The organism is Sinimarinibacterium arenosum, from assembly GCF_005047655.1.
Lineage (GTDB): Bacteria > Pseudomonadota > Gammaproteobacteria > Nevskiales > Nevskiaceae > Solimonas.
In genome coordinates, this window is sequence record NZ_SUKF01000001.1 from 250,036 (window position 1) to 273,912 (window position 23,877).

The 23,877-nt window shown below is 63.9% G+C and carries 18 protein-coding genes; 10 read left to right on the forward strand and 8 right to left on the reverse strand.

Annotated elements, in window-relative coordinates; translation table 11 throughout:
* Positions 1-180: 180 nt before the first annotated feature.
* The 6 genes from E4T66_RS01185 (at position 181) to E4T66_RS01210 (ending at position 12,635) form a co-directional block, all read left to right on the forward strand.
* Positions 181-3,156, forward strand: a complete 2,976-nt coding sequence (locus tag E4T66_RS01185) for a parallel beta-helix domain-containing protein (RefSeq protein ID WP_136847074.1) — start codon at positions 181-183, stop codon at positions 3,154-3,156.
* Between the two features lie 193 nt (positions 3,157-3,349).
* A complete protein-coding gene (locus tag E4T66_RS01190; RefSeq protein WP_136847075.1) occupies positions 3,350-4,078 on the forward strand; it encodes a TetR/AcrR family transcriptional regulator in 729 nt (242 codons plus the stop codon).
* Positions 4,056-5,384 carry a TolC family outer membrane protein gene (locus tag E4T66_RS01195; protein ID WP_136847076.1) on the forward strand — a complete coding sequence of 443 codons (1,329 nt, stop codon included), beginning with the start codon at positions 4,056-4,058 and terminating at the stop codon, positions 5,382-5,384. Before E4T66_RS01190 ends, E4T66_RS01195 begins: the two co-directional genes overlap by 23 nt.
* A gap of 45 nt (positions 5,385-5,429) precedes the next feature.
* A complete protein-coding gene (locus tag E4T66_RS01200; protein WP_136847077.1) occupies positions 5,430-6,671 on the forward strand; it encodes an efflux RND transporter periplasmic adaptor subunit in 1,242 nt (413 codons plus the stop codon).
* A gap of 85 nt (positions 6,672-6,756) precedes the next feature.
* The gene (locus E4T66_RS01205) at positions 6,757-9,882 is read left to right on the forward strand and encodes an efflux RND transporter permease subunit (RefSeq protein ID WP_136847078.1); all 3,126 of its coding nucleotides are present in this window, start codon (positions 6,757-6,759) and stop codon (positions 9,880-9,882) included.
* Positions 9,883-9,965: 83 nt separating this feature from the next.
* Entirely contained in the window at positions 9,966-12,635 is a 2,670-nt protein-coding gene (locus E4T66_RS01210; protein WP_136847079.1) for an efflux RND transporter permease subunit, read from the forward strand.
* A 13-nt stretch (positions 12,636-12,648) separates the two neighbouring features.
* Here the strand turns inward: E4T66_RS01210 and E4T66_RS01215 are convergent, their stop codons facing one another.
* From E4T66_RS01215 to E4T66_RS01250, 8 genes are all read right to left on the reverse strand, one after another.
* Entirely contained in the window at positions 12,649-13,020 is a 372-nt protein-coding gene (locus E4T66_RS01215) for a nuclear transport factor 2 family protein (protein WP_169577419.1), read from the reverse strand.
* A 98-nt stretch (positions 13,021-13,118) separates the two neighbouring features.
* Positions 13,119-13,487 carry a VOC family protein gene (locus tag E4T66_RS01220; protein ID WP_136847081.1) on the reverse strand — a complete coding sequence of 123 codons (369 nt, stop codon included), beginning with the start codon at positions 13,485-13,487 and terminating at the stop codon, positions 13,119-13,121.
* A gap of 170 nt (positions 13,488-13,657) precedes the next feature.
* A complete protein-coding gene (locus E4T66_RS01225) occupies positions 13,658-14,542 on the reverse strand; it encodes an SDR family oxidoreductase (RefSeq protein WP_136847082.1) in 885 nt (294 codons plus the stop codon).
* A gap of 7 nt (positions 14,543-14,549) precedes the next feature.
* Positions 14,550-15,749, reverse strand: a complete 1,200-nt coding sequence (locus E4T66_RS01230) for an acyl-CoA dehydrogenase family protein (RefSeq protein WP_136847083.1) — start codon at positions 15,747-15,749, stop codon at positions 14,550-14,552.
* A gap of 80 nt (positions 15,750-15,829) precedes the next feature.
* Positions 15,830-16,414, reverse strand: a complete 585-nt coding sequence (locus tag E4T66_RS01235) for an ACP phosphodiesterase (RefSeq protein ID WP_136847084.1) — start codon at positions 16,412-16,414, stop codon at positions 15,830-15,832.
* A 21-nt stretch (positions 16,415-16,435) separates the two neighbouring features.
* On the reverse strand, positions 16,436-17,440 hold the full coding sequence (locus E4T66_RS01240) for an enoyl-CoA hydratase/isomerase family protein (protein WP_136847085.1): 1,005 nt from the start codon (positions 17,438-17,440) through the stop codon (positions 16,436-16,438).
* A gap of 45 nt (positions 17,441-17,485) precedes the next feature.
* Positions 17,486-18,052 (reverse strand): nuclear transport factor 2 family protein, encoded by a 567-nt coding sequence (locus tag E4T66_RS01245; RefSeq protein ID WP_211242700.1) that lies wholly within the window; start codon positions 18,050-18,052, stop codon positions 17,486-17,488.
* Positions 18,052-18,756, reverse strand: coding sequence for an SDR family oxidoreductase (locus E4T66_RS01250; RefSeq protein ID WP_136847086.1), 705 nt, complete (start codon positions 18,754-18,756; stop codon positions 18,052-18,054). The genes E4T66_RS01245 and E4T66_RS01250 overlap by 1 nt, the downstream gene beginning before the upstream one ends.
* Before the next feature lie 286 nt (positions 18,757-19,042).
* On the opposite strand from E4T66_RS01250, the gene E4T66_RS01255 reads away from it, so the two are divergent.
* Genes E4T66_RS01255 through E4T66_RS01270 form a run of 4 tightly spaced genes read left to right on the forward strand, consistent with a single transcriptional unit; the run spans position 19,043 to position 23,872 of the window.
* Positions 19,043-19,825 (forward strand): enoyl-CoA hydratase-related protein, encoded by a 783-nt coding sequence (locus tag E4T66_RS01255; RefSeq protein WP_136847087.1) that lies wholly within the window; start codon positions 19,043-19,045, stop codon positions 19,823-19,825.
* Between the two features lie 3 nt (positions 19,826-19,828).
* Positions 19,829-21,643, forward strand: a complete 1,815-nt coding sequence (locus E4T66_RS01260; protein ID WP_136847088.1) for an acyclic terpene utilization AtuA family protein — start codon at positions 19,829-19,831, stop codon at positions 21,641-21,643.
* On the forward strand, positions 21,640-22,344 hold the full coding sequence (locus E4T66_RS01265; RefSeq protein WP_169577420.1) for a TetR/AcrR family transcriptional regulator: 705 nt from the start codon (positions 21,640-21,642) through the stop codon (positions 22,342-22,344). Before E4T66_RS01260 ends, E4T66_RS01265 begins: the two co-directional genes overlap by 4 nt.
* A gap of 10 nt (positions 22,345-22,354) precedes the next feature.
* Positions 22,355-23,872 carry an acetyl-CoA carboxylase biotin carboxylase subunit gene (locus tag E4T66_RS01270; protein ID WP_136847090.1) on the forward strand — a complete coding sequence of 506 codons (1,518 nt, stop codon included), beginning with the start codon at positions 22,355-22,357 and terminating at the stop codon, positions 23,870-23,872.
* Positions 23,873-23,877: the final 5 nt, after the last annotated feature.

Below are 23,877 nucleotides of genomic sequence, written 5' to 3' on the forward strand. Positions count from 1 at the left end.
TGTGTGCGTGGGTCGCAAGGGGGTAATCCACCAGGGTCGACGACATCGGCAGCCGCCTGCGTGGGAGTATTTACTACTGGTGTGCGACGCAGGCTGCCGTTACCGTTATACGACCAGCACGCTCATTGTTGCTGCCAGCATGATCGGTTGCCGCGTCGACGGCTCCGGGGGGAATGACAGATGAACAGTTCAATGCTCGTGCGCGCGCTCGCCGTCACGATTCTTGCCGTGTTGCTGGGCGCCTGCGGCAGCAGTTCGCCGGTTGGCGCGGTTCCGAGCAGTGGCGGCGGTGATGCCCAGGTCAAGACCTATCGCATCTGTCCGGGGCCCAACGCCCAGACCGAAGCGATTCTGGCGTTCTTCGATGCCCATGAAGGCGACACCATCGAATTCTGCGAAGGCGAATTCGATTTCACCGTTGGCCTGATCATGTTCGGCAAGAAGGGCATCACGATCAAGGGCGCCGGCAAGGACAAGACCCATCTGCGCTTCAAGCAGAGTTCCGATCAGGATGGTTTCAACCTGAACCAGATGACCGGCGTCACCGTCGAGGGCCTGACGATCTATGACGCGCCGGGTAACGGACTGCGCGTGTTCCGCTCGGACTACATCACGATCCGTGACGTGCGTGTCGGATGGACCATTTCCGATCCGCATGCCGACGAGGTCTACGGCATCGGCACCTATAATGCTGATCCGAGCACCTGGAGCAAGAACGGCGCGTACGCGTTCTATCCGGTGATCTGTCATCAGGTCCTGATCGAGGATTCAATCTCGGTCGGATCATCCGACGCTGGCGTCTATGTCGGGCAGTCGTCAGACATTCTCGTGCGGCGCACCGAGGCGTTCCACAACGTTGCCGGCTTCGAGTTCGAGAACACTTATCGCGCCGAGTTCGTCGACAACTATGCGCACGACAACGTTGGCGGCTTCCTGATCTTCGATCTGCCCGGTCGCGTGCAGTTCGGCGAGAAGAACCTCGTTCATCGCAACCGCTCGTATCACAACAACATCCCGCAGTTCGCCCCGCGCGGAGCGATCGTCGCCTATGTGCCGTCCGGTACCGGCGCGCTGGTACTGGCGTCCGACCAGCTGGAGTTCTACGACAACGACATCCAGGACAACAACACGACCGGCCTGGTCATCGTGAACTACGGCCTGGCCGACGCCAACCAGTCGCAGAAGCGCTATGACTTCTATCCGGAAGGCATGCACATCTACAACAACACCTTCACCAACAACGGCACGCAGCCGCAGCTGCCTGACCCTGAGCGCAGCAGCTGCACTGGACCGGGCGGGCTGCCCGGGCCCGGCGACGATCCGCTGTGCCTGACCGACAACGCCGGCCTGCTGGTGACGATCATCCAGCTGAAGAATCTGGGCAAGTCCGCGCAGATCATCTGGGACGGTGCGGTGGACAGCCCCAACGACTGCACCTCGTTCCCGGTCGATGCCGACGGTATTCCGCTGAACCAGCCGAATCCGAACGAAACGCGCGCGCAGCGTTACGAGGCGCGCATGGACGAACGCGGTCGGCCGAACCTGTACCAGTTCGATCCGGAACCGGAGTGCAAGTACAACGCGTGGAAGTTCAATGACCAGGGCGAACTGAAGCGGCCGCAGAATGGCATGTGCATCGAGAACAACACCTTCAACAAGACCACGCCGCTGGCCCTGCTGGTCGACGATTACGCCAACATCCACTTTGCGACGGCCGATCCCACGGCGGAGGGCAATCTGGCACTGGCGACACATGACATTCCGACCGATTGTCCGATTGTTGAACCGGCGTTGCTGCCGCAGTTCAATCCGGTGATCGAAACCTACGTGCCGAATCCGGCGAACGATCCGCGTCCGAGTGATGCGGAGCTGTCGGCGGTCTGCGATGGCGGCACGCCGGGCCAGGTGAACTATGCGGCGCTGGCCCGATACAACTGTCCGCGGCTGGATCAGTATCACCTGTTCGCCGATGCGGAAGATCCGACGAAGAATCCGAACGGCTTCGGGGTACCGTTTGATCTGAATACGATTCTGTTCTCCGACTATGCGAGCAAGTCGCGCTTCCTGTTCCTGCCGCCGGATGCCAGCGGCAAGCCGCAGAAGGCGACGTACCAGGATCACGAGCACTGCGAAACGCTCAACGTCTACAACTGCTACACCGCAACCTTGGCGTTCCCGGTCGGGACGGTTCTGGCGAAGAACTTCGCGTTCCAGACGGGCGATACGCTGGATGTGATCGAGACACGGCTGTTGATCAAGCGGCAGAAGGCCGATGGTTCGATTGCATGGGTCGGCTTCGCCTATGAGTGGGCCACCGATGCCAACGGCAAGCGTGTCGCCAATCTGCGTCTGGAAGGCAGTACGCATAGCGTCAGCTGGGACTATGACGACCCGGATCCGGAAGCGGTCGATGCCCAGGGCAATCACCCGCATTACACCGGTGCAACCGATCACTATGCGGTCCCCAGTGCCGCGGCGTGTCTGCTGTGCCACGGCGGCGACGATCGGGAAGCCGGTACCGCGCCGATCGGGCCGAAGGTGCGCAACCTGAACAAGGACCACGACTACGCCGATGTCGGCACGATGAACCAGCTGGCCTATCTGCAGTCGCGCGGCATGCTGGATCTGCCCGCCGGCACCGTGCCGGACCAGCTGGAGCGCATGGTCAAATGGAATGTTCCCGGTAGTGGTGGCGACACTCCGAATTCCGCGGTCGACATCCACAAGCGCGCACGCGCGTTCCTGGAGGTCAATTGCATGCACTGCCACAACCCGGCGGGTGGCGCGCAGAACTCGGGCCTGCGACTGGATGCGTTTGCCGAGCCGATGGACCAGGGTCATGGCATCTGCAAGCCGCCGATCGCCGCGGGTCGCGGTGCCGACGCCGGCGATTACGACATCCAGCCGGGTGATGCGGGCGTCTCGATTCTGATCAACCGCGTGGCATCGACCGAGGCCGGGATCAAGATGCCGCCGATCGCCCGGAGCGTGATGGAAACGGAGGCTGTCAGTCTGTTTACGGACTGGATCGACAACCATGTCGCTGATTTTGCGGATGCGGATGCCAACAGCTGCGGCAGTGGCGGCGGGTTCCTGCCGATTCCGCTGATGGCGCCGGTCGCGCCGACCGAGGCCGAACTGGCGCCGTGGGGTTGAGTTGATACAGATAAGATTCTGATTTTCTGAGTCATTGGCCCATGTCGTGTGCGCACGACAGGGGCCAATTGTTTTTTGGTTGGCGGAAAAAGCTGACACGCCTCCGGGAAACCTCTCAGTCACAAAATGAACGTTGACTGAAAATTGAATCCGATTCAAAATCCGCGTCCGCTTGCTCCAGAGGCGCCGCCCGGTGGGCACCAAGGAACGCCGTCAACGTCAATTCGCCGAGCGAGAGCAACTGTTTCTCGATACGGCGCGCGAACTGATTCGCGAAAACGGTCTGCTGAGCCTGCAGATGTCGCGGGTCGCCGAAAAGGGTGAATACGCGGTCGGGACTCTGTATCAGCACTTCGCCAGCAAGGAAGATTTGCTGCTGGCGCTGACCACGGCCAGCTCGCATGAGCATCTGGCCTTGTTCGAGCGGGTGGCTCGCTGGAACGCGAGCCCGCGGGATCGCATGTTCGCGATCGGTGTTGCCGACAAGATTTTCGTGCAGCGCAATCCTGAACACTTCCGGATTGCCCAGTACGCGCTGTGTGAAGTGGTCTGGCGTGCCGCGTCACCCGAACGCCGGCAGGAATTGATCGATGCCGGCGATCCGATTGCCGACATTGTTGTTGGCATTGTTAATGCAGCTGTTGCCGCCGGCGATCTGGACCTGAACGGCATGAGTCCTGAGCAGCTAACGATCGGCACCTGGGCGCTGGTCAATGGCACGCACAATCTGGTTCACGCCGAAGGCGTGCTGGAAGACTTCGATGTGCGAGAGCCGTACCGGCTGATGTGCCGTCATTTGCAACTGCTATTGAACGGCTATGGGTGGCGGCCGTTGGCTGATCCTGCAGATGACCAGGCTTTGGATAAATTGATTGATCGAATCAAGGACGAGGTATTCCATGATCTGTGCTGCGAAAAGTAGCCGTGCGACCTTGATCGCCGCAGCGCTATGCGCTGCGACCGCATCAACGTCAGCGTCGGCGATGGGACTGAGCGAGGCGCTGAAGCTGGCGCTGGCGCGCGACCCTGCCGCAACGGTGGCAGAAGCGCAGTACGCTGTTGACCGCGAATCCTCAGCCATTGATCGCGCCAGCCGCCTTCCGATCGTGACTGCCAACGGCAACTATCGATATGCCGACACCGACTCGGTCGGTGTCTTCGGCGCCAGCCAGGACAAGTATCCGAGCTGGGGCGCGCAGCTCGAAGCACGGCAGCCCTTGTTCCGGCTGGACTGGTTTGCGCGCGGCGATCGCGCCCGCGCGCTCGACAGCCGGGCCGACGTGGCATACCAGCAGCGTCATCTGCAGATTCTGGAACGCGTTGCGGAGCGCTACTTCAGCGTGCTGGATGCCCAGGATCAACTGGCCCAGGCGCAAGCCGAAGCGCATGCCGTGCGCGAGTCGCTGGAAGACACGCGCAAGCGCTACGCCGTCGAGCTGGTGCCCGGCACCGACCTGAAGGAGGCACAGGCACGCGACGACCTGGCCCATGCGCATCTGCTGTCGGCGCGAACCGCGCTGGAAACCGCCCAGGATGCCCTGGATGAAATTACCGGCAGCGGCTACGTCGAATTGCCGCGACTGCCGGAGGATGTGGTCTTTCCTTCGCTGACTCCGTCTGAACTGGAGCCGTGGGTGACGGCAGCACGCGAGCACAATCCTTCGGTGCTGCTGGCTCAGCAGGCGGCGATCGTTGCCGCGGCCGATCGCAAGAGTCGCCTGTCAGACGCCATGCCTACCTTGGACCTGGTGGCGAGTGCGAGCCGACAGGACACCAGCGATTACACATTCGGGCAGAAAGTCGACGATGCGCGTGTGGGCGTCGAGTTGAATGTTCCGATTTACGCCGGCGGCGCCACCCGCGCGTTGCTGCGGCAAGCCGATGCCAGCGTGCGTGCGGCCCAGGCGGATCTGAATCGAATCGTGCTCGAAACCGAGCGCACTACGCGTCAGCTGTATCGCAGGGCGCAGACCGCCTACGCCGAGTCGGAGGCCTACCAGCGTTCGCTGGAGTCGGCACTGTCAGCCGAAGCTGCGACGCAGGCGGGCTATGACGCCGGAACCCGCACGATCACCGACGTGCTCGATGCCAAGTCGAATGTCACGCAGGCGCGGCGCGAGATGAACGCCTCGCGCTACAACCTGCTGCTGAATCTGGTCCAGCTCAAGAGCGCTACTGGCGCGCTGTCGGAGCAGGACTTCGCGCAGATCGATCAATTGCTTCGCTAGCCCCCGCACACAGAATCCTGTGCAAACGTATTTCAGGAACCGTTTATGAACGACTTCACTTCAAGAACGAACGCCGTGACTGCCGCCGGCGATGATGCGGGATCCCTGCGCCGCAAGGCCGTCGTGCGACTGGTTGTATTGTTGCTGCTGGCGCTGGTCCTGTTCGGCGGCGTCTTCGGCATGAAATGGTTCGGCAACAAGATGATGGTGCAGTACCTGGAAAACATGCCGACGCCACCGGCGACGATTTCCGCGACCGCGGTGGCGCAGATGGTCTGGGACAATCGTCTTGAAGCCATCGGCACGCTGGTGCCGGTCAACGGTGCCGAGCTCACCACTGAGTCTGGCGGCATCGTGCAAGCGATTCACGTCGAGTCGGGTGCACAGGTGTCGAAGGGGCAGTTGCTGGTGTCGCTGGATTCGGCCAATGAGCAGGGCGATCTCAAGCGCCTGCGTGCTCAGGCCGAGTTGTCCGAACTCAATCGCAAACGCCGCGAGCAGTTGTTCAAGCTCGAGGCGATTTCCAAGTCGGACTATGACGCTGCGGTGGCCGAAGCCAATGCTGCCAAGGCTGCGGTCGAAGCGCAGGCCGGCCGCGTTGCGCAGAAGGAGATTCGCGCACCGTTCGCCGGGCGTCTGGGCATTCGCAAGGTCAACGTCGGCCAGTACGTTGCGGCCGGCACCCCGATCGTCTCGCTGCAGTCGCTGGATCCGATCGATGTCGACTTCAGTCTGCCCGAGCAGTACACCGGCTCCGTCGCGCCCGGATTTGGCGTGACCGTACGCATCGATGCCTATCCGGACCGCACGTTCAGCGGTACGGTGCTGGCGGTTGAACCGCGCGTGGATACGGCGACCCGCAATTTCGGTCTGCGTGCGCGCCTGGACAACCCGGATGAGCTGCTGCGCCCTGGCCAGTTTGGCCGCGTTGTATTGAGCCTGCCGGGCGAGCAGAAGGTGGCCGCGGTTCCGCGTACTGCGATCAGCTACAACTCCTACGGCACATCGGTGTTCGTGGTGCAGAAAATGAAACCCGCGGCCGACGCGGCGGAAGCAGCGCCCGCGGCACCTCCGGCCCAGGGGCCGACAACCGATCTCGAAGTGGTTCAGCGCTTCGTGCATGTCGGCAATAGTCGCGGTGATTTTGTTGCCATCGTCGACGGTCTGCAGCCGGGCGAGCAGGTCGCGACTTCAGGGCTGCTCAAGCTACGCAACCAGCAGCCGGTAATCGTCAACAACGACAACGCACCGGATGCGCAGCTGGCGCCGAAGCCGCCGCAGACCTGATCTCAACTCACCCTCGCGCAGTGGCGCGGGGACAGGGGAGTAGCGGCACGCCGCTACCTCACACAATGTTCAAGCAGGTGCTCTCATGCAGTTCACCGACATCTTCATCAAGCGTCCGGTACTGGCGACCGTCGTCAGCCTGGTCATTCTGCTGCTGGGTCTGCGCGCAGGTTTCGACCTGACGATCCGCGAATATCCGGAGCTGCAGAATGCACAGCTGAATGTCAGCGTGGCCTATCCCGGCGCCGAAGCGGCGCTGATGGATGGCTTTGTCACGACACCGCTGGAACGCGAGATCGCGTCGGCGGACGGCATTGACTTCATGACCTCCAGCACCGCGCAAGGCGTGGCGACGATCACCGCCAATCTGCGACTGGACAAGGATCCGAACGAGGCGTTGACGGAGATCTCGGCGAAGGTCAACAGACTGCGTAATCAGCTTCCGCAGGGTTCGGAGGATCCGGTCATCGAGATCGCCGAAGGCGGCGGGACATCGGCGATGTATCTGTCGTTCTACTCCGATGTCCTCGACAAGAGTCAGATCACCGACTATCTGATTCGTGTCGTCGAGCCGCAACTGGCATCGCTGCCCGGTGTCGAGAAGGCCAAGATCCTCGGTGAGCGCACGTATGCGATGCGCATCTGGCTGAAGCCGGATCGTCTGGCTGCGTTCAACATGACCGCGAGCGAAGTGCTGGGCCGAATCCGCAGTCAGAACGTGCTGTCGGCGGTCGGCGAGGCGAAGGGCAATTTCGTGCGCATCGGATTGTCGGCACGAACCGATCTGCGCAGCGCTGATGAATTCAAGCAGCTCGTCTTGCGCAGCGACGGCGAAACGATTGTGCGCCTGGGTGATGTCGCGGACGTCGTCCTCGGCGCCGAAAACTACGATGGCGGCGCCGCCTGGGACGGAACCCCTGCAACCTTCGTCGCCATCGATGTCCGGCCGGATGCCAACGTACTTGATGTCATCGCGCAGGTTCGTGAGGTCTGGCCTTCAATTCTGCAAGGCCTGCCCGAAGGCCTGGATGCGCAGATCGGTTATGACAGTACCGAGTACATCCGCGAAGCGATCTCCGAGGTGCGCGCGACCTTGATCGAAGCGGTGGCGATTGTTCTCGCAGTCATCTTCCTGTTCCTCGGCTCGGCTCGCAGTGCGTTGATTCCAGCGGTGACAGTGCCGTTGTCACTGGTCGGTGCCTTGTTCCTGATGTACACGATGGGCTTTTCGATCAATCTGCTGACCCTGCTGGCGATGGTGCTGGCGATCGGCATGGTTGTGGACGATGCCATCATCGTTCTGGAAAACGTGCATCGCCACATCGAGGAAGGCATGACGCCCTACGATGCCTCGATCCGCGGCGCCCGCGAACTCGTCGGGCCAGTGATCGCAATGACGATCACGCTGGTATCGGTGTACGCGCCGATTGGTTTTCTCACCGGCATTACCGGAAAACTGTTCACTGAATTCGCCTTTACGCTGGCGGGTGCCGTCCTCATTTCCGGCGTGGTCGCGCTGACGCTGACGCCGATGATGTGCAGCCGCCTGCTCAAGCCGACACACGGTGAAGGCGCCGAGCCCAACAAACTGGCCGACTATCTGGATGCCAAGTTTGATACCTGGCGCAACGCGTTCAAGCGCCGGTTGAACAGCGCCCTGGATACGCGTTACGTCATCATCGTGTTCGGTGCCGTGGTGCTGGGGTCGTGCTACTTCCTGTACGTGTCGACGCCGTCGGAGCTGGCGCCGCAGGAAGATTTCGGTTTTGCCTTCTCGATCAATGAGACCGATGGTTATGCCTCGCCGGAATATCTCGAGCAGTACTTCAAGGCGGCCGAGAAGACAACGCTGGACGATCCGGATGTGATGCACACCTTCGGATTCAGCCTCAATGAGGGCGGCAGCTCGAACACCGGCTTCATCGGCATGATCATGCGCGAGTGGACGCAGCGTACCCGCGGAACCAAGCAGATCCTGGCCGACTTGCAGGGCAAGATGAGCCAGATTTCCGGCCTGCGCTGGGCCGGTATCCAGCCGCCGGCGTTGCCGACGCCGGGACAGGGCTATCCGGTCGAATTCGTGCTGAAGTCGACCGCGCCGCCGGAAACGTTGGCGCAGGTCGGTGAAGAGATCATCGCGCGGGCGAAGGCGACCAAGAAGTTCTTCTTCGTCGCCGGACGCCTGCGCATCGACAAGCCGGAGGGCATGGTCGAAGTCGACCGCGAGAAGGCGGCCTTGCTCGGCGTTGACATGCAGCAGCTGTCGGCCGATCTGTCGGCACTGCTGGCAGGCGGTGAAATCAACCGCTTTGCCTACGACAGCCGCTCGTACAAGGTGATCCAGCAGGTCGATCGCGGCGATCGCATCAACCCGCAGCAGCTTGAGGGCTACTACACCCGCGCGTCCAACGGCGAACTGATTCCGATCTCGACGCTGGTGAAGGTTGGCAGTCGCACGGTGCCGCGTACGATCGAGCATTTCCAGCAGCTCAACTCGAACACCATCATTGCGGTACCGCGGCCGGACGTGCCACAGGGCGACGCACTGAAGATCTTCGAGGACCTGTATGCGGAGCTCGCTCCCGCTGGCTTCCAGGCCGACTATGCCGGTCCGTCGCGTCAGTTCAAACAGGAGGGCGCAGCCCTGGCGCTGACCTTCGTATTCGCACTGATCATCATCTACCTGGTGCTGGCGGCACAGTTCGAGTCATTCCGCGATCCGATCATCATGCTGGTGACGGTGCCGATGTCGATCTGCGGGGCGCTGCTGTTCATCAACATCTTCAGCATCACCAACGGGATGCAGTTGACCGATTTCCCCGGCATGACGCTGAACATCTACACCCAGGTTGGCTTGATCACGCTGGTCGGCGTCATCTCGAAGCACGGCATCCTGATCGTGGAATTCGCAAACAAGCTGCAGGAGCAGGGCCTGGGCAAGCGCGAAGCGATCGAGGAGGCGGCGAGCATTCGCCTGCGTCCGGTATTGATGACAACTGCGGCGCTGGTGGTGGCGATGGTGCCGTTGCTGATGGCCGCAGGGCCTGGCGCTGCGTCGCGCTTTTCGATGGGCCTGGTCATCGTCTCCGGAATGACCATCGGTACGCTGTTCACGTTGTACGTGGTGCCGGCGATGTACCTGTTCATCGGACGTGACTACAGCGCAGTACGTGCCGCTGCAGCGGCGCGCGGGATCGAAGCGCACGGATAAAAAAGAGCCGGAACCTCCCCGGGCGGTTGCACAAATCGCCCGGGGCAACGCATCACACGCCAACCATCGGAGGAGTACCGCGGATGGCATTGAACGCGCAGACCATCCTGCGATGGGTGGAGCCGCTGCTGTACTCGCCGCGCGGGCGACGCCTCAGCATCGGCGCGCTCGCGGTGATGACTGTGGTCATGGGGTGGCAGGTGCTGCAGCTGCAACCGGACGCGGGCTTCGACAAGACCGTACCCTCCGGGCACCCGTACATGCAGGTGTTCGAGCAGTACCGGCAGGACCTCGGTGGCGCCAATGCCATTCTGGTCGCGCTGATGCTCAAACCCGGGGCGGTGGAAAGCGACATCTACAACGCGCGGTTTCTCGACAGCCTGAGCAAGGCCACGTCCGAGGTCGAGTTCGCCAAGGGTATCGACCGTACGCGGCTGTCATCGATCTATACGCGCAACGTGCGTTATCTGGAAGTCGTCGACGGCGGTTTTCGTTCGGAGGACGTGATTCCTGCGTCGTATGCGCCGTCGCCCGAGATGTTCGCGTTGATCCGCGAGCATGTCGGCAAGGCCGGGGTGATCGGGCGTCTGGTCAGTGAAGATCAGCGCGGTGCGATGGTCTACGCCGAGGTGCTGGAGCGCGATCCGGCGACGCGCACGCACACCGACTACGTGCGACTGGCGCATGAACTCGAGGACAAGGTCCGTGGGCAGCTGACCAGTCCCGAAAAATTCATCCTGCGCCTGACGCGCGATCTGCCCCCGTTGAAGGCCGGCGATGTCGTTGCGGAGCGTTACCTTGATCCGGGCTGGCGCCTTTTCCTGCAGACGCTGAACGTCGAACACATGGATACGCTGCGGGCACGTTCGACGATCAGGGTGCCGGGACGCTGGATCACGGTGGAGCGGGTCGACAATCCTGCCTACGATCCGGACATTTCGGTACACATCATCGGCTTCGCCAAAGTCGTCGGTGACGTTTCCGATGCCACCATCGAAGTCGCGCTGTTCTTCCTGCTGACAGTATTGGCCACGTTTTTTGCGCTGCTGATCTATCTGCGCGATCTGCGGCTGGCATGGCTGCCGATGGTGTGCTCAATCGTCGCCGTGATCTGGGAGATGGGACTGCTGCACAGCTTCGGGCTCGGGCTCGATCCATTCGCGATCATGGTGCCGTTCCTGGTGCTGGCGATCTCGACCTCGCATGGCGTGCAGTACGTCAACACCTGGGCTGACGAAATCGTGCACGGACGCGCGCCGTTCGAGGCGTCGCGACAGACGTTCCGCCGGCTGTTCATTCCCGGGAGCATCGCGCTGATCACGAATGTCGCCGGCTTTCTGACCATCGCGCTGGTACCGATCGGTGTGATTCGTGAGATGTCTGCCAATGCCTGCCTGGGCATGCTGGCGGTGATCGTCACCAACAAGGTGATGATGCCGATCTGGCTGTCGCGGCTGAATGTACGTGACCTCGAAGCGTTTCGCGCGCGTCGTGCGCGTCTGGCGCAGGCCGGAGACGGTCTGTGGCAGCGCATGGCGATGGTGACGACGCGCCCGGCCGCGCTCGCTTTGCTCGCGCTGGCGGCTTTGGTGCTGGCTGCAAGTTTCTACGGACAGCAGCACCGCATCATCGGCGACGCGCAGGCCGGTGTGCCCGAGCTGCGGCCGGATTCGGTCTACAACCGGGATTCGCGCGCGATCGCCGAAAACTTCACCGTCGCGACCGATATCTTCACGGTCATCTCGGAAGCCGACCCCTGGGGCTGTATCGACTACGACACGCTCGATCAGATCGATCGCTTTGCCTGGGCAATGCAGAACACGCCCGGGGTATCGGCAACACGCCAGTTGCCGCAGATCGCCAAGCAGATCTATTCCGGATTCTGGGAAGGCCACATCAAGATGCGCGTGCTTCCGCGCAATCATGATTCTCTGGTGCTGTCGACCAAGCCGGTGGATACCACGACCGGCTTGCTCAATATCGATTGCAGTGCGATTCCGGTCTACGTCTACACCACGGATCATCGGGCGACGACGATTCACGGCATCACCGCGGCGGTCGAACGCTTCAATGCGCAGAACGCAACCGAGTTCTACGCAACGCACGCCGATGCCGATCCAAAGGTCTGTGCGGAGCGTCAACGTCTGCGGCGCGAGGCACAGACTGTCGATGACGGCACGCCGTGTCCGCTGAACTTCGCGATGGCCTCCGGCAACGTCGGCGTGATGGCGGCAACCAACGAGGTGATCGAGGACAACGAGCTGAAGACCGTGCTGTGGGTCTACGCCGTGATCGGCGTCCTGATCCTGCTGTCGTATCGTTCGTTCAAGGGCTTTCTGATCATCGGCATTCCGCTGTTTCTGGTGTCGATCTTTGCCAACGCGCTGATGGCGTTCTTCGGCATCGGCCTGAAGGTCGCAACCTTGCCGGTGGTGACGCTGGCTGTGGGCATCGGCGTCGACTACGGCATCTATGTCTACGACGTGCTGCGACATCATCTGGATGATGACCGCATGAGTCTGCGTGAGGCCTACATCACGACCCTGCGTCAGACCGGCAAGGCGGTGATGTTCACCGGCCTGTGTCTGGCGGGCGGTGTGTTTGCCTGGCTGTTCTCAGGCTTGCAGTTCCAGCGCGACATGGGCCTGCTGCTGGTGGTGATGTTCCTGGCCAACATGTTCGGCGCGGTCCTGTTGGGGCCGGCGCTGTGTCGTGTGTTGTTGCGCTGGAATGAGCCTGCAGCGGGTCGCTGAGCCCGCAGCCGAATCAGCCCGGAGCGAACAGGGCCGAGGCGTCGACGAAGATCAGATAATCGCGAACGCGGTTGTCGCCGAGTTTGAGGATGTTCGCAAACGGGACCGTCAAGGTGGAGCGGTCGTGGCGGGTATAGCTGACCGTGCCGTGGCAAATCACCGCATCGGGTTCTGACCAGTGGCGCTCGATGCGATGCTCGAGTCCGGCGATTGCCTCGAAGAAGCCGCCGACAAAGCTGCGGATGGCGTCGCGTCCGCTGACCGGATCGGCATTGCCATAGCGGAACACCGCGTCCTCAGTGAGAAATTCGCAGAAGGCTGCGGCGTCGCGCGCGTCAATGCTGGCAAAGAGTTGTGGCAGCCAGCTGTCGGGGGATGAATTCATCGGCGGCACCTGTCGGAAGAAAGACTGAAACGCGAAGGGGACGCCAAGCATAGTGCGCTCTGGCGTCCCCTTCGAGGGGTGTCGCTATGTTGCGGTGCTTACCCCATGAAGAAGAAGTTCAGCTTGTTGCCGTCGAGATCGCGGAAGTAGCCGGCGTAGAAACCGGGGAAGCGTTCGCCCGGGGCGCCCTCGTCGGTTGCGCCGAGTTCAATGGCCTTGTTGTAAAGCGCATCGACCTGCTCGCGGTTCTTGGCGGCCAGCGCGACCATGTCGCCATTGCCGATGGTCGCTTCCTTGCCGTCGAACGGGGTGCAGACGGCCAGGCCGGGCGCGCCCGGGGCGGTCCACCACAGCTTCAGGCGCTCAGTGTCGAAGCCGCGCTGTGCGCCCATCTCGCTCATCAGTGCATCGTAGAACGCGGTGGCGCGGGGCAGATCCCGCGTTCCCAGGGTGACGTAACCGATCATGCTGTTCTCTCCTCGTGTGGTTGATCCATGGGGCTGCAAATCCGCAAGGCCAACGCGGTCAGCGATGGGCTGAGCGTGGACGCTAATTTCGCCTCATGGTGCCATTGTCGGAGTCGGAACGCGGGGTGTCCCCCACCCTTCGATAGGCTTCGCGGAACGTGCGTGGCGGACTAACTGTCGGCGCGGTAATAGTCCGGGCGGCCTGCGGTCCACAGCTCGCCCCAGAGCTTGCCGCCGCCGTCGACGGTCAGCACTTCGCCGGTGACGAAGCTGCCACTGGATGCGCTCAGGTAGATGCAGGCCTCGGCGATCTCCATCGGCGTGCCAGGACGTTTCATCGGGTTGGCCAGCGGGAATTCCTTCTGCGCTTCCGGCGGGTAGACGCGCAGGCCTTCGGTTGCGGTCAGGCCTGGCGCGACACAGTTGACGCGGATGCCCAGCGGCGCCCATTCCACTGCAACCGTGCGGCTGGCGCCGATGATTCCGGCGCGCGCGGCCACGGTGTGGGCAACGCCCGGCATGCCACGCTCGGTGACGACCACCACGTTGACGATCGAGCGCGCCATCGGCGGTTCCGGCTCCGGTGCGGTGCCGCAGTCGCGCCAGTACTGCGCGGCGCGCTGCATCATGTACCAGGTGCCGTTGAGGTTGTTGTTGATGACCGCGGTCCAGCCCTTGGGTGCGTAGTCGATCGCATCCTGCGGAAACTGGCCGCCGGCATTGTTGACGACATAGTCGAGCCGGCCGAAGCGGGCGTGGATCGCGGTGAACAGTTCGTTCACCGCTTCGGGCTCACGCACGTTGACCGGCATCGCGACCATCGTCGCGCCCTTGGCGGTCGCGAAGTCGACCACCGCCTGCAGCTTCTCGAACGTGCGGCCGCAGATCACCACGGTGGCGCCGAGGCGCGCGAACAGCAGCGCGAGCGCACGGCCGAGGCCGCTGCCGCCGCCGGAAACCAGTGCAACGCGACCCGCGAACAGGTCGTGCCGGAAAACAGTGTCGCTGGCCCACAGCGCCTCGGGCGCGTTGAGCGTGTCGATATCCAGTTCCATCGTCGCCTCAGCCGCGCAGCATTTCGCCGCTGATGATCATCTTGCGCACTTCGCTGGTACCGGCGCCGATTTCCAGCAGCTTGATCGAGCGGTACAGGCGGTTGATTTCGGATTCCCAGATGTAGCCGGTGCCGCCGTGGACCTGCACCGCGTCGTTGAGCACCTGGTTCATGGTCTCGGCAACGAACAGCACGCCAGCGGCGGTCAGCTTGTGGATCTCGCCGCGGCCGCCTTCGTCCTCGCCGATGACGTTGGCCGCGCGCAGCACCTGATACGTGAACAGGCGCATCGCTTCGACGCGCGTATACATCTCGGCGAGCTTGGCCTGGATCATCTGGAAGTCGGAGATCGGACGCCCGAACTGCTTGCGCTGCTTGGAGTAGTCCAGCGCCAGCTGCAGCGCGCGCTCGGCGATGCCCAGGCAGATCGGCGAGATCATCGAGCGTTCCAGATCCAGGCCCGACATCACGACCTTGACGCCACGGTTCTCCTCGCCGACCAGGTTCTCGGCCGGCACCTTGCAGTCCTCGAACACCAGCTCGGCGGTCTGCGAGCCGCGGAAGCCCATCTTGATCAGCTTCTGCGCGACCTTGAAACCGGGGAAGTCCTTCTCGACGATGAACGCGGAAATGCCCTGCGCGCCCTTGTCCTTGTCGGTCTTGGCATAGACCAGCAGCACGTCGGCGACCGGGCCGTTGGTGATGTAGATCTTCGAGCCGTTGAGGATGTAGTAGCCGCCCTCGCGCCGGGCTGTCGTGCGCATCGAGCCGAGTGCGTCGGAGCCGGCGCCCGGTTCGGTCAGACCCAGTGCGCCGATCAGCGTGCCCTTGCACAGGCCCGGCAGGTACTTCTGCTTCTGCGCCTCGTTGGCATTGCGCAGGATGTTGTGCAGGCACAGGTTCTCGTGCGCAACCCAGGCCAGCGCCATCGCGTGGTTCCAGCGGCCGAAGGCCTGCAGGATCAGGCCGGACGTGAAGACATCCATGCCGGCACCGCCGTAAGCCTCCGGCGCGGTGACGCCGAAGTAGCCGGTCTCGCCGATTTTTGGAAAGGCTTCAGTCGGCCACCATTCCTCGTCGTCCATGCGCTGCGCCAGCGGATACAGCTCCGCCTGCGCAAAGCGGTCGGCCTGGGCGAGGATTTCGATTTCGTCGGTGGACAGACCGGTAAAGGCCTGCATGACACTGGGGCGTTCGGTATTGGACATGGAAGTGCACTGTAAGTGAGTCTGACTTACCGACGATACCCAAGCCGGCGCCCGCGCCGCTTCGTCCAATAAGATGATGCTCAGGGGCGTGGCGTCTGTGGCGGGGCAAGCTGGCGCAGATCATCGAGCAGCCGGGGCAGTGTCGCGCGCAGCGATTCGGCCTGGGTGCGCCAGGATCGCGCCGCATGCAGCATTGCGTCCGGGCGGCGCAGGCGTAATGCGATGCGTTGCAACGCGCGCTCGATGCCGTCCTCGCGGCCGTACGACTGCAGCAATTGGGTAAACCGGCGGGCTTCAGGCGCCTCGGCGCCGGCCGCGCGAAACGAAGCGGTATCCACGGCAACGGCCTGCGCGGCGCGCGCGCAGAAGGCTTCCATCGACGCCGGGTGGTGTTGCGGCCAGTCCCCCGCGAGCGCGAAATCGCAGGCCAGGTCGAGCACGATGCCGGCATAACGACGTTCACCGTCGGCGAAACCGCTGCGGGCTTCGATTAGCAGCGGATGGCGATCGGTGGCGGCATCGATTCGCCGGTGCAGGCGGATGCCCTCCGCAACGCTGTGAGAATACATCGACAAATCCGAGCCGCGCACGACGTCGCCGAGGATGGCGCCGGGCATCGAGGTGCCGGTGACATCGGCGATCCACAGGTGGGCCAGGAAATTCATCGCCCGGCAGGGTACGCCGGCTCAGACGATGGCGTCGATCAGTCCCCAGTCCAGTGCCTGGCGCACGTTGATGCGCTGGCCGGACAGCACCCACCACGCTGTGCGCTGGCGGCCGATGCGACGCGGGATCGAGACGCAACCGCCGGCGCCCGGAATCAGTCCGAACTTGAGCTCGGGTAGCTGGAAGTGGGTCGAGGCGTCAGCGACGACGCGCCCGGCGAAGGCCGGAAATTCGATGCCGGAGCCGATGCAGGCGCCGTGCAGCTGCGCCTCGACGCGGCTGGCGCAGGCGGCCAGCTCGCGCCCGGGCAGGCGCAGCGTGCGCACCGCGTGCGCGGTGGCGGGATCGGGCGCGGTGCCGAATTCGGTCAGATCGCCGCCGGTGGAAAAGCATTTGCCTTCGCCGCGCAGCACGGCTCGCTCGATGTCCGGGTCGGTCTGCACCAGCTGCAGTGCCTCGACCAGGGCGTCGCGCATTTCCACGGTCATGCCGTTGCGGTTGGACGGGCGGTTCAGGGATAGCGTGAGGGTCGTGCGGTCGCGCTCGATCAGAACGGCCGGGCCCGCGTCGCGGTGCTCAAAGGGTGCCGCTGCGCGGTGTTCGGCGAGCCAGCGCTGGTATTCCGGTCCGGTCTGCAGCGTCGAGTAGGCCAGCGATTCGACCAGCAGCGCGTCTTCGATCGCCAGGCCTTCGGTCGTGCGGAGCAGGCGGACCATCACCGCGGCGGCAATCGGACTGCGCTGGATGTTGGCGATCAACGGTGCGAGATCGGCCTTCTGCACGACATGCGCGTCACAGGCCTCGGCAACGATCCGGTTGGCAGCAGTGCCGCCGACGCCGAGCACCGGTCCCGGCGCGCTGCGGATCCACGCCGCAACGCGAGTTTGCGCCTCGGCGTCGAGCGATGCGGCGTCGAGATCCAGCGCGATGTATGCCGACGCCGACAGCGGTGACAGTTCCGGTCCGGCGCCGGGCACTTCGGTTGCGAGCAGGATCGCGCTCAGAGGCTGCAATTCAGAGGCCATGTCACTGGGTGGCATGCCACAGGGTTGTGGCGGAGGATCAAGATCTTAGCGCTGTCCGCGCTGCAGCAAGCTGAAGAATCCGTAGGACGGGTCTTCCGCGCCGGGCTTGCCGATGTGGGCGCCGTGCAGGAACGGATGCTGCAGATCGACCTTGGACGGCGCGGCCGGATAACACCAGTCGGCGACGATGGAGCGGTGGCTGAATTTCCAGACGCCGTCGCGCTTTTCGTACTTGTCGAAGTAGCGGCCGCCGATCAGCACATCGAGCAGGGATTCCGGCGCGTCGTCGGTCGCCGGTGTACGCACCTGGTGGAAGGCGATGATGTAGACCTCGCCCTCGGCCTTATCTCCGTCCAGCTTCAGATTCACCGTGGTGACGTTGTGATGCAGGATCGCCATCGGCGCCTGGATCTGCGGCAGCTTGTCGATGAACTCCATCGCCGGACCCTTGGCGAAGTGCCCATGCTCGTCGATGGCATCCTCGTGGTACAGCGCGCGCATCTTGTCCTGATCGTGACGATCGGCCGCGTTGCAGTAGGCCATGACCAGTTCGTGGATCGCCTGCTTGTCGAGCAGTGCGTCGAGTTGCTGTTCGCGGGTCAACGTGTTCATCAGCTCAGTCCTCGTACGGGAATCGCGGCGCCGTGCACCGCGCGTGCGGCGTCCGAGCACAGGAAACCGATGACGCTGGCCAGATCCTGCGGCGCGACCCAGCGCTGCGGATCGGCGTCCGGCATGGCCGCGCGATTCGGTGCGGTGTCGATGATGCTCGGCAGCACGCAGTTGACGTTGATGCCACGCTCGCGCAGTTCATCCGACATCGCTTCGGTGATGCGGATCACCGCACTCTTGGACGCGCTGTAGGCGGCCATCTGTGCGCCGCCGTGCAGTCCGCCGAGCGCGGCGACGTTGACGATGCGCCCACCGCCGGCTGTCAGCAGCGCCGGGACCACGGCGCGCACCACGTTGAGCAGCGTGCCGACGTTGATGTCCTGCATCTTCTGCCAGTCCGCGGCGCTGGTTTCGTGCACGGCCGGTCCCATCGCAAAGCCGCCTGCGATGTTGCAGACCGCGTCGATGCGGCCGTAGCGCTCGAGCGCGCCGGCGGCGACAGCGTTGACGGCGTCGGCCTCCAGCAGATTGGCGGCCACCAGCCAGCGCCGGGCGCTGGGCTCCGGATAGCTGCGCTGCAGTGCGGCGATGTCCTGATCCACCAGGACCTGCGCGGCGCCCAGCCCGTCGAAGTGCGCCGCCAGGGCGCGGCCGAGGGTGCCGGCGGCGCCGGTGATAAGGACCGTGGATGGCACTGCAGACATCGCGCACTCCAGAAGTGGAAACCCTGTTCATTGTCCGGGCCGGGTTCGGCGCGGCGACCCCTGAACGGATGAGATGCCGGCCCGTGCGCCGGTCTTTGGGCGCGCCTGGGTTGGGCTCGCGGTTGACCGGCACGGGCGGACTGACGCAAAGTAGTGAGATTGACTCACCAAATAGCGGAAAACTCCCTCATCCGGCTGAGGCGCATGACCTGAAACTCAGTCATCATGCGGATCATCGGGGTGAGGAAGGCTCATTTAATCCCTTTCAAGGCTTCAGGAGGTCTCAATGTCCGAACCGGTTCTGATCGAACGCCGCGGCGCGGTGTGCTGGATCACGCTCAATCGCGAGGAGCGCCGCAATGCGCTCAATGAGCAGGTGGTGCGGACCATCGACGCGGCCATCGCCGAGGCCAACAACGATCGCGAGTGCCGGGCGATCGTCATCACCGGCATCGGTGACAAGGCGTTCTGTGCCGGCGCGGATCTGGCCAAGAACGCCAAGGGTTTCGCCTTCGACGTCGACTTCTCACGGCCCAAGCACTACATCGTCGACCTGTTCAAGCGATTGCAGGAATGCACGCTGCCGGTGATTGCGCGTGTGAACGGCCATGTCATGGCCGGCGGCTTCGGCCTGCTGTGCGCCTGTGACATGGCGATCGCCGCGGACGACATCCGCATCGGCACGACGGAAGCCAAGATCGGCGTCACGCCGATGATGATCCTGCCGTACATGCTGCGCATCCTGCCGGCGCGTAAGCTGCAGGAGATGTGCATCACCGGTGAGCAGTTCAGTGCCCAGGAGGCGCTGGAGTGGGGCGTGGTCAATTACGTGGTGCCGCGCGCAGAGCTGGATGCCAAGATCGACTGGCTGCTGTCACGCGTGACCAACAAGTCCTCGACCGCGATCCGTCTCGGCAAGCAGGCCTACAACGCGATGCGCGACATGGGGCTGCGCGAGTCGCTGGAATACGCGCAGGTGATGGTGCCGGTGATGTCGAGCACGGCGGACGCCAAGGAAGGCATGGGCGCCTTCCAGGAAAAGCGCAGCCCGAACTGGACGGGGCGCTGAGCCATGACCACAACATTGAATATCGGGTGTGGCGCCGGCTTCTGGGGCGACAGCGGCGAAGCGCCGCGACAGCTGGTCGAGTCCGGCCAGATTCATGTGCTGGTGCTCGACTATCTGGCCGAGATCACGATGTCCCTGCTCGCACGTGCGCGCGGCAAGGATTCGTCGCTGGGCTATGCCACGGATTTCCCCAAGGTGATCGCAGCGCTGGCGCCGCAGATCAAGCAGCAGGGCATCAAGGTCGTGACCAACGCCGGCGGCGTCAATCCGCAGGCCTGCCGCGCGGCACTGGCGGCGTTGCTGAAAGAGGCCGGTGTCGACCTGACCATCGGCATCGTGACCGGCGACGACCTGCTGCCGCAGGTTGATGCGCTGCGCGAGCAGGGCATCCGCGAGATGTTCACTGGCGACACCTTCCCCGACAAGCCGTGGAGTGCCAACGCCTATCTCGGTGCGTTTCCGATTGCTGCCGCGCTGGAAGAGGGTGCGGACATCGTCATCACCGGCCGCTGCGTCGACAGCGCGCTGGCACTCGGGCCGTTGATCCAGCGCTTCAAGTGGTCGCCCGAGGACTACGACAAGCTCGCCGCCGGAAGTCTCGCTGGGCATGTCGTTGAATGCGGCGCGCAGGCCACCGGTGGCATCTGCACCGACTGGCAGAGCGTGGCCGACAGCTGGGACGACATGGGCTTTCCGATCGCCGAATGCGCGGCCGACGGTTCGTTCGTCGTCACCAAGCCCAAGCGCACCGGCGGCCGCGTCGGCACCGATACCGTGGCCGAGCAGATCGTCTACGAGATCGGCGATCCCGGCGCCTACCTGCTGCCGGATGTGACCTGCGACTTCCGCCATGTGTCGCTGGAGTCCGTCGGCGAGGACCGGGTGCGCGTCAGTGGCGCGCGCGGACGTGCGCCGACCGATCAGTACAAGGCCTCGGTGACCTATCAGGACGGCTTCCGTGCCACCGGCACGATGATGATCGGCGGCGTGGATGCGCGCGCCAAGGCCGAGAAGGTTGCGGCGGCGATTCTCAAGCGCACGCGGCGGCTGTTCGGCGAGCGCGGACTGACGGATTACCGGCGGACCGACGTCGAAGTGCTCGGCGCCGAGTCGAACTGGGGCGCGCACGCGCGTACCCGTCATACCCGCGAAGTGATTCTGAAGCTGTCGGTGCATCACGACGACAAGAAGGCGCTGGAGATTTTCTCGCGCGAAGTGATCCCGGCCGCGACGGCGATGGCGCAGGGCATTACCGGGTTCTCCGGTGGACGTCCGGCCCCGACGCCGCTGGTGCGTCTGTTCTCCTGCCTGGTGCCAAAGGCGCAGGTGCCGGCGACGGTGGACGTCGAAAGCATTTCGGTGCTGCATGCGGCGCAGCCGGTGGCGACGCCGGCCGTGGCCGATCCCGATCCGGTGGTGGTCGAGGAGGTTTCGGCCAGTCACGTGACCCGTGCGGTGCCGCTGATTGCGCTGGCCTATGGTCGCAGCGGCGACAAGGGCGACGCGTCCAACATCGGCGTGCTGGCCCGCAAGCCGGAGTTTGTCGGTCTGCTGCGTGAGCAGCTGACCGCGGACAAGGTCAAGCACTACTTCGCGCACTTCGCTGAAGGGCCGGTGACGCGCTTTGAATGGCCCGGTCTGCACGGCTTCAACTTCCTGATGGAGAACGCGCTGGGCGGCGGCGGCATGGCCTCGCTGCGCTACGACCCGCAGGGCAAGATGATGGCGCAGATCCTGATGGACTATCCGATCCAGGTGCCGGAAGACTGGATCGTGCGCTTCGGGCTGAACGTCACCGCGGGCGCCGTCGAGGCGTGAGCCGCAACGCTGCCCAGCGCACGCCGCCGCGTGCGGGTGTCCGGGTCGCGCGCGAACAGCGCGTGCTCGACATCCTGCAGGCGGCGCGTGAGACCTTTTGCGAGAAGGGTTACGAGCAGACGCTGGTGTCGGAGATCGCGGCGCGCATCGGCGTGGTCGAGGGCACGATCTACAAGTACTTCGCGACCAAGCGCGAGCTGCTGCTCAAGGTGCTGGAGCACTGGTACGAGGAGATGTTCGGCGATTACGCCCGCGACCTCGCCGGGGTCGAAGGCAATCGCCAGCGTCTGCAGCTGCTGATCTGGCGTCACCTGCGCACGGTGCGCGAATACCCGCAGCTGTGCCGCTTGATGTTCATGGAGTTTCGTGCCGACAGCGCCTATCGCGGATCGGCGCTGTACGAGATGAACCGGCGCTACACGCAGTTCCTGACCGAGGTGATCGAGGAAGGCATCAATGCCGGTGCGTTTCGCGATGACCTCGATCCGGCGCTGCTGCGTGACATGGTCTACGGCGGCATCGAGCATCACGCCTGGCGCTATCTCTGCGGCGACGGCGCAATCGACATCGACCGCATCGCCAAGGCCATCACCGACATTGTTGCCGATGGCATTACCCGACGTCGCGGCGCTGAGGCGCTGCGACTGGAAGCGCAGCGTCTGATGACGCTGGCGGACACCCTGGACAATCAAACGTCATGAGGATGCATCAATGACTTCCCCTTCATTTCCGACGCCGGAGCAGGTGAGCGCCTGGCCGTTCGACTGCGTGCTGGTCGCCAATCGCGGCGAGATCGCCGTGCGCGTCCTGCGCACGGTGCAGCAGCTCGGCATGCGCGGCGCGGTCGTCTATCACGCGGCCGATCGCGGTACGGCCGCGGTGCAGATGGCCGACCATGCGATCGAGATCACCGGCGGTACGCCGGTCGCGGCGTATCTCGACGGCGCGCAGATCATCGCGGCAGCCCAGGCCTGCGGTGCGGGTGCGATTCATCCGGGCTATGGCTTCCTGTCCGAGAACAAGACCTTCTGCGAAGCGGTCGAGGCCGCGGGCATCCGCTTCATCGGACCCAGGCCCGAGCAGATCGATCTGATGGGCGACAAGGTGCGTGCGCGTAACTTCGTCGAGAAGGGCGGCTTCCCGGTCGCGCCCAGTGCGATCGAGGATGACGATCCGGCAAGCTTCGTCGAGCGTGCGCGCGCAGTCGGTGCGCCGCTGCTGATCAAGCCCAGCGCTGGCGGTGGCGGCAAGGGCATGCGCATCGTGCGGGACCTGTCGGTGCTGGAGCAGGAGATTGAACGCGCCCGCAGCGAAGGCCAGCGCTATTTCGGCGACGGCCGCCTGTACGTCGAACGCTACATTGAGAATCCGCGCCACATCGAAGTGCAGGTGCTCGGCGACGGCCAAGGCGGTGTCGTGCATGTGTTCGAGCGTGAATGCTCGGTGCAACGCCGCTTCCAGAAGATCGTGGAAGAGACGCCGTCGCCGGCGCTGGACGCGGCGCTGCGCGAGAAGATCTGCGAGACCGCCGCCGGCATCGCGCGTTCAATCGACTATCGCAATGCGGGCACGGTTGAATTCATCTTCGGACAGGCAGGCGAGTTCTATTTCCTGGAGATGAACACGCGCCTGCAGGTCGAACATCCCGTGACCGAGGAGATCACCGGGATCGATCTGGTGGCGCAGCAGCTGCGCATCGCCGCCGGCGAGACGCTGGGGTACACGCAGGCCGACGTGACCGCCCAGGGCCATTCGATCGAGCTTCGCATCTACGCCGAGGACGCCGCGCGCGGTTACACGCCGACCACCGGGCCGGTACTGGTGCTGCATCCGCCGCAGGGCGAGGGCGTGCGCTGGGACAGCGGCATCCTGCAGGGTGGCGAAGTGACCTCCGCGTTCGATCCGATGATTGCCAAGCTGATCGTGCGCGGCCGTGATCGCGCCGATGCGATCGCCAAGGCCGATCGCGCGCTGCGCGACACCGTGCTGCTGGGCTGCAAGACCAACACCGCGTTCCTGCGCCGCCTGATCGGGCATCCGGCTTTCGTCTCCGGCGATGTCCACACCGGCTTCCTCGACGCCAATCCGCAGATTGCTGCCGAACCGGAATTGCCGATGCAGACGGTACAGGCGCTGCTGGCCGCAGCCAGTCTGAGCACACGCCCGATGCGTGACATGGCCGACAGCGTGCCGGACATGCATGCAGCGATGGGCGGCTGGCGCAACTAACGCAT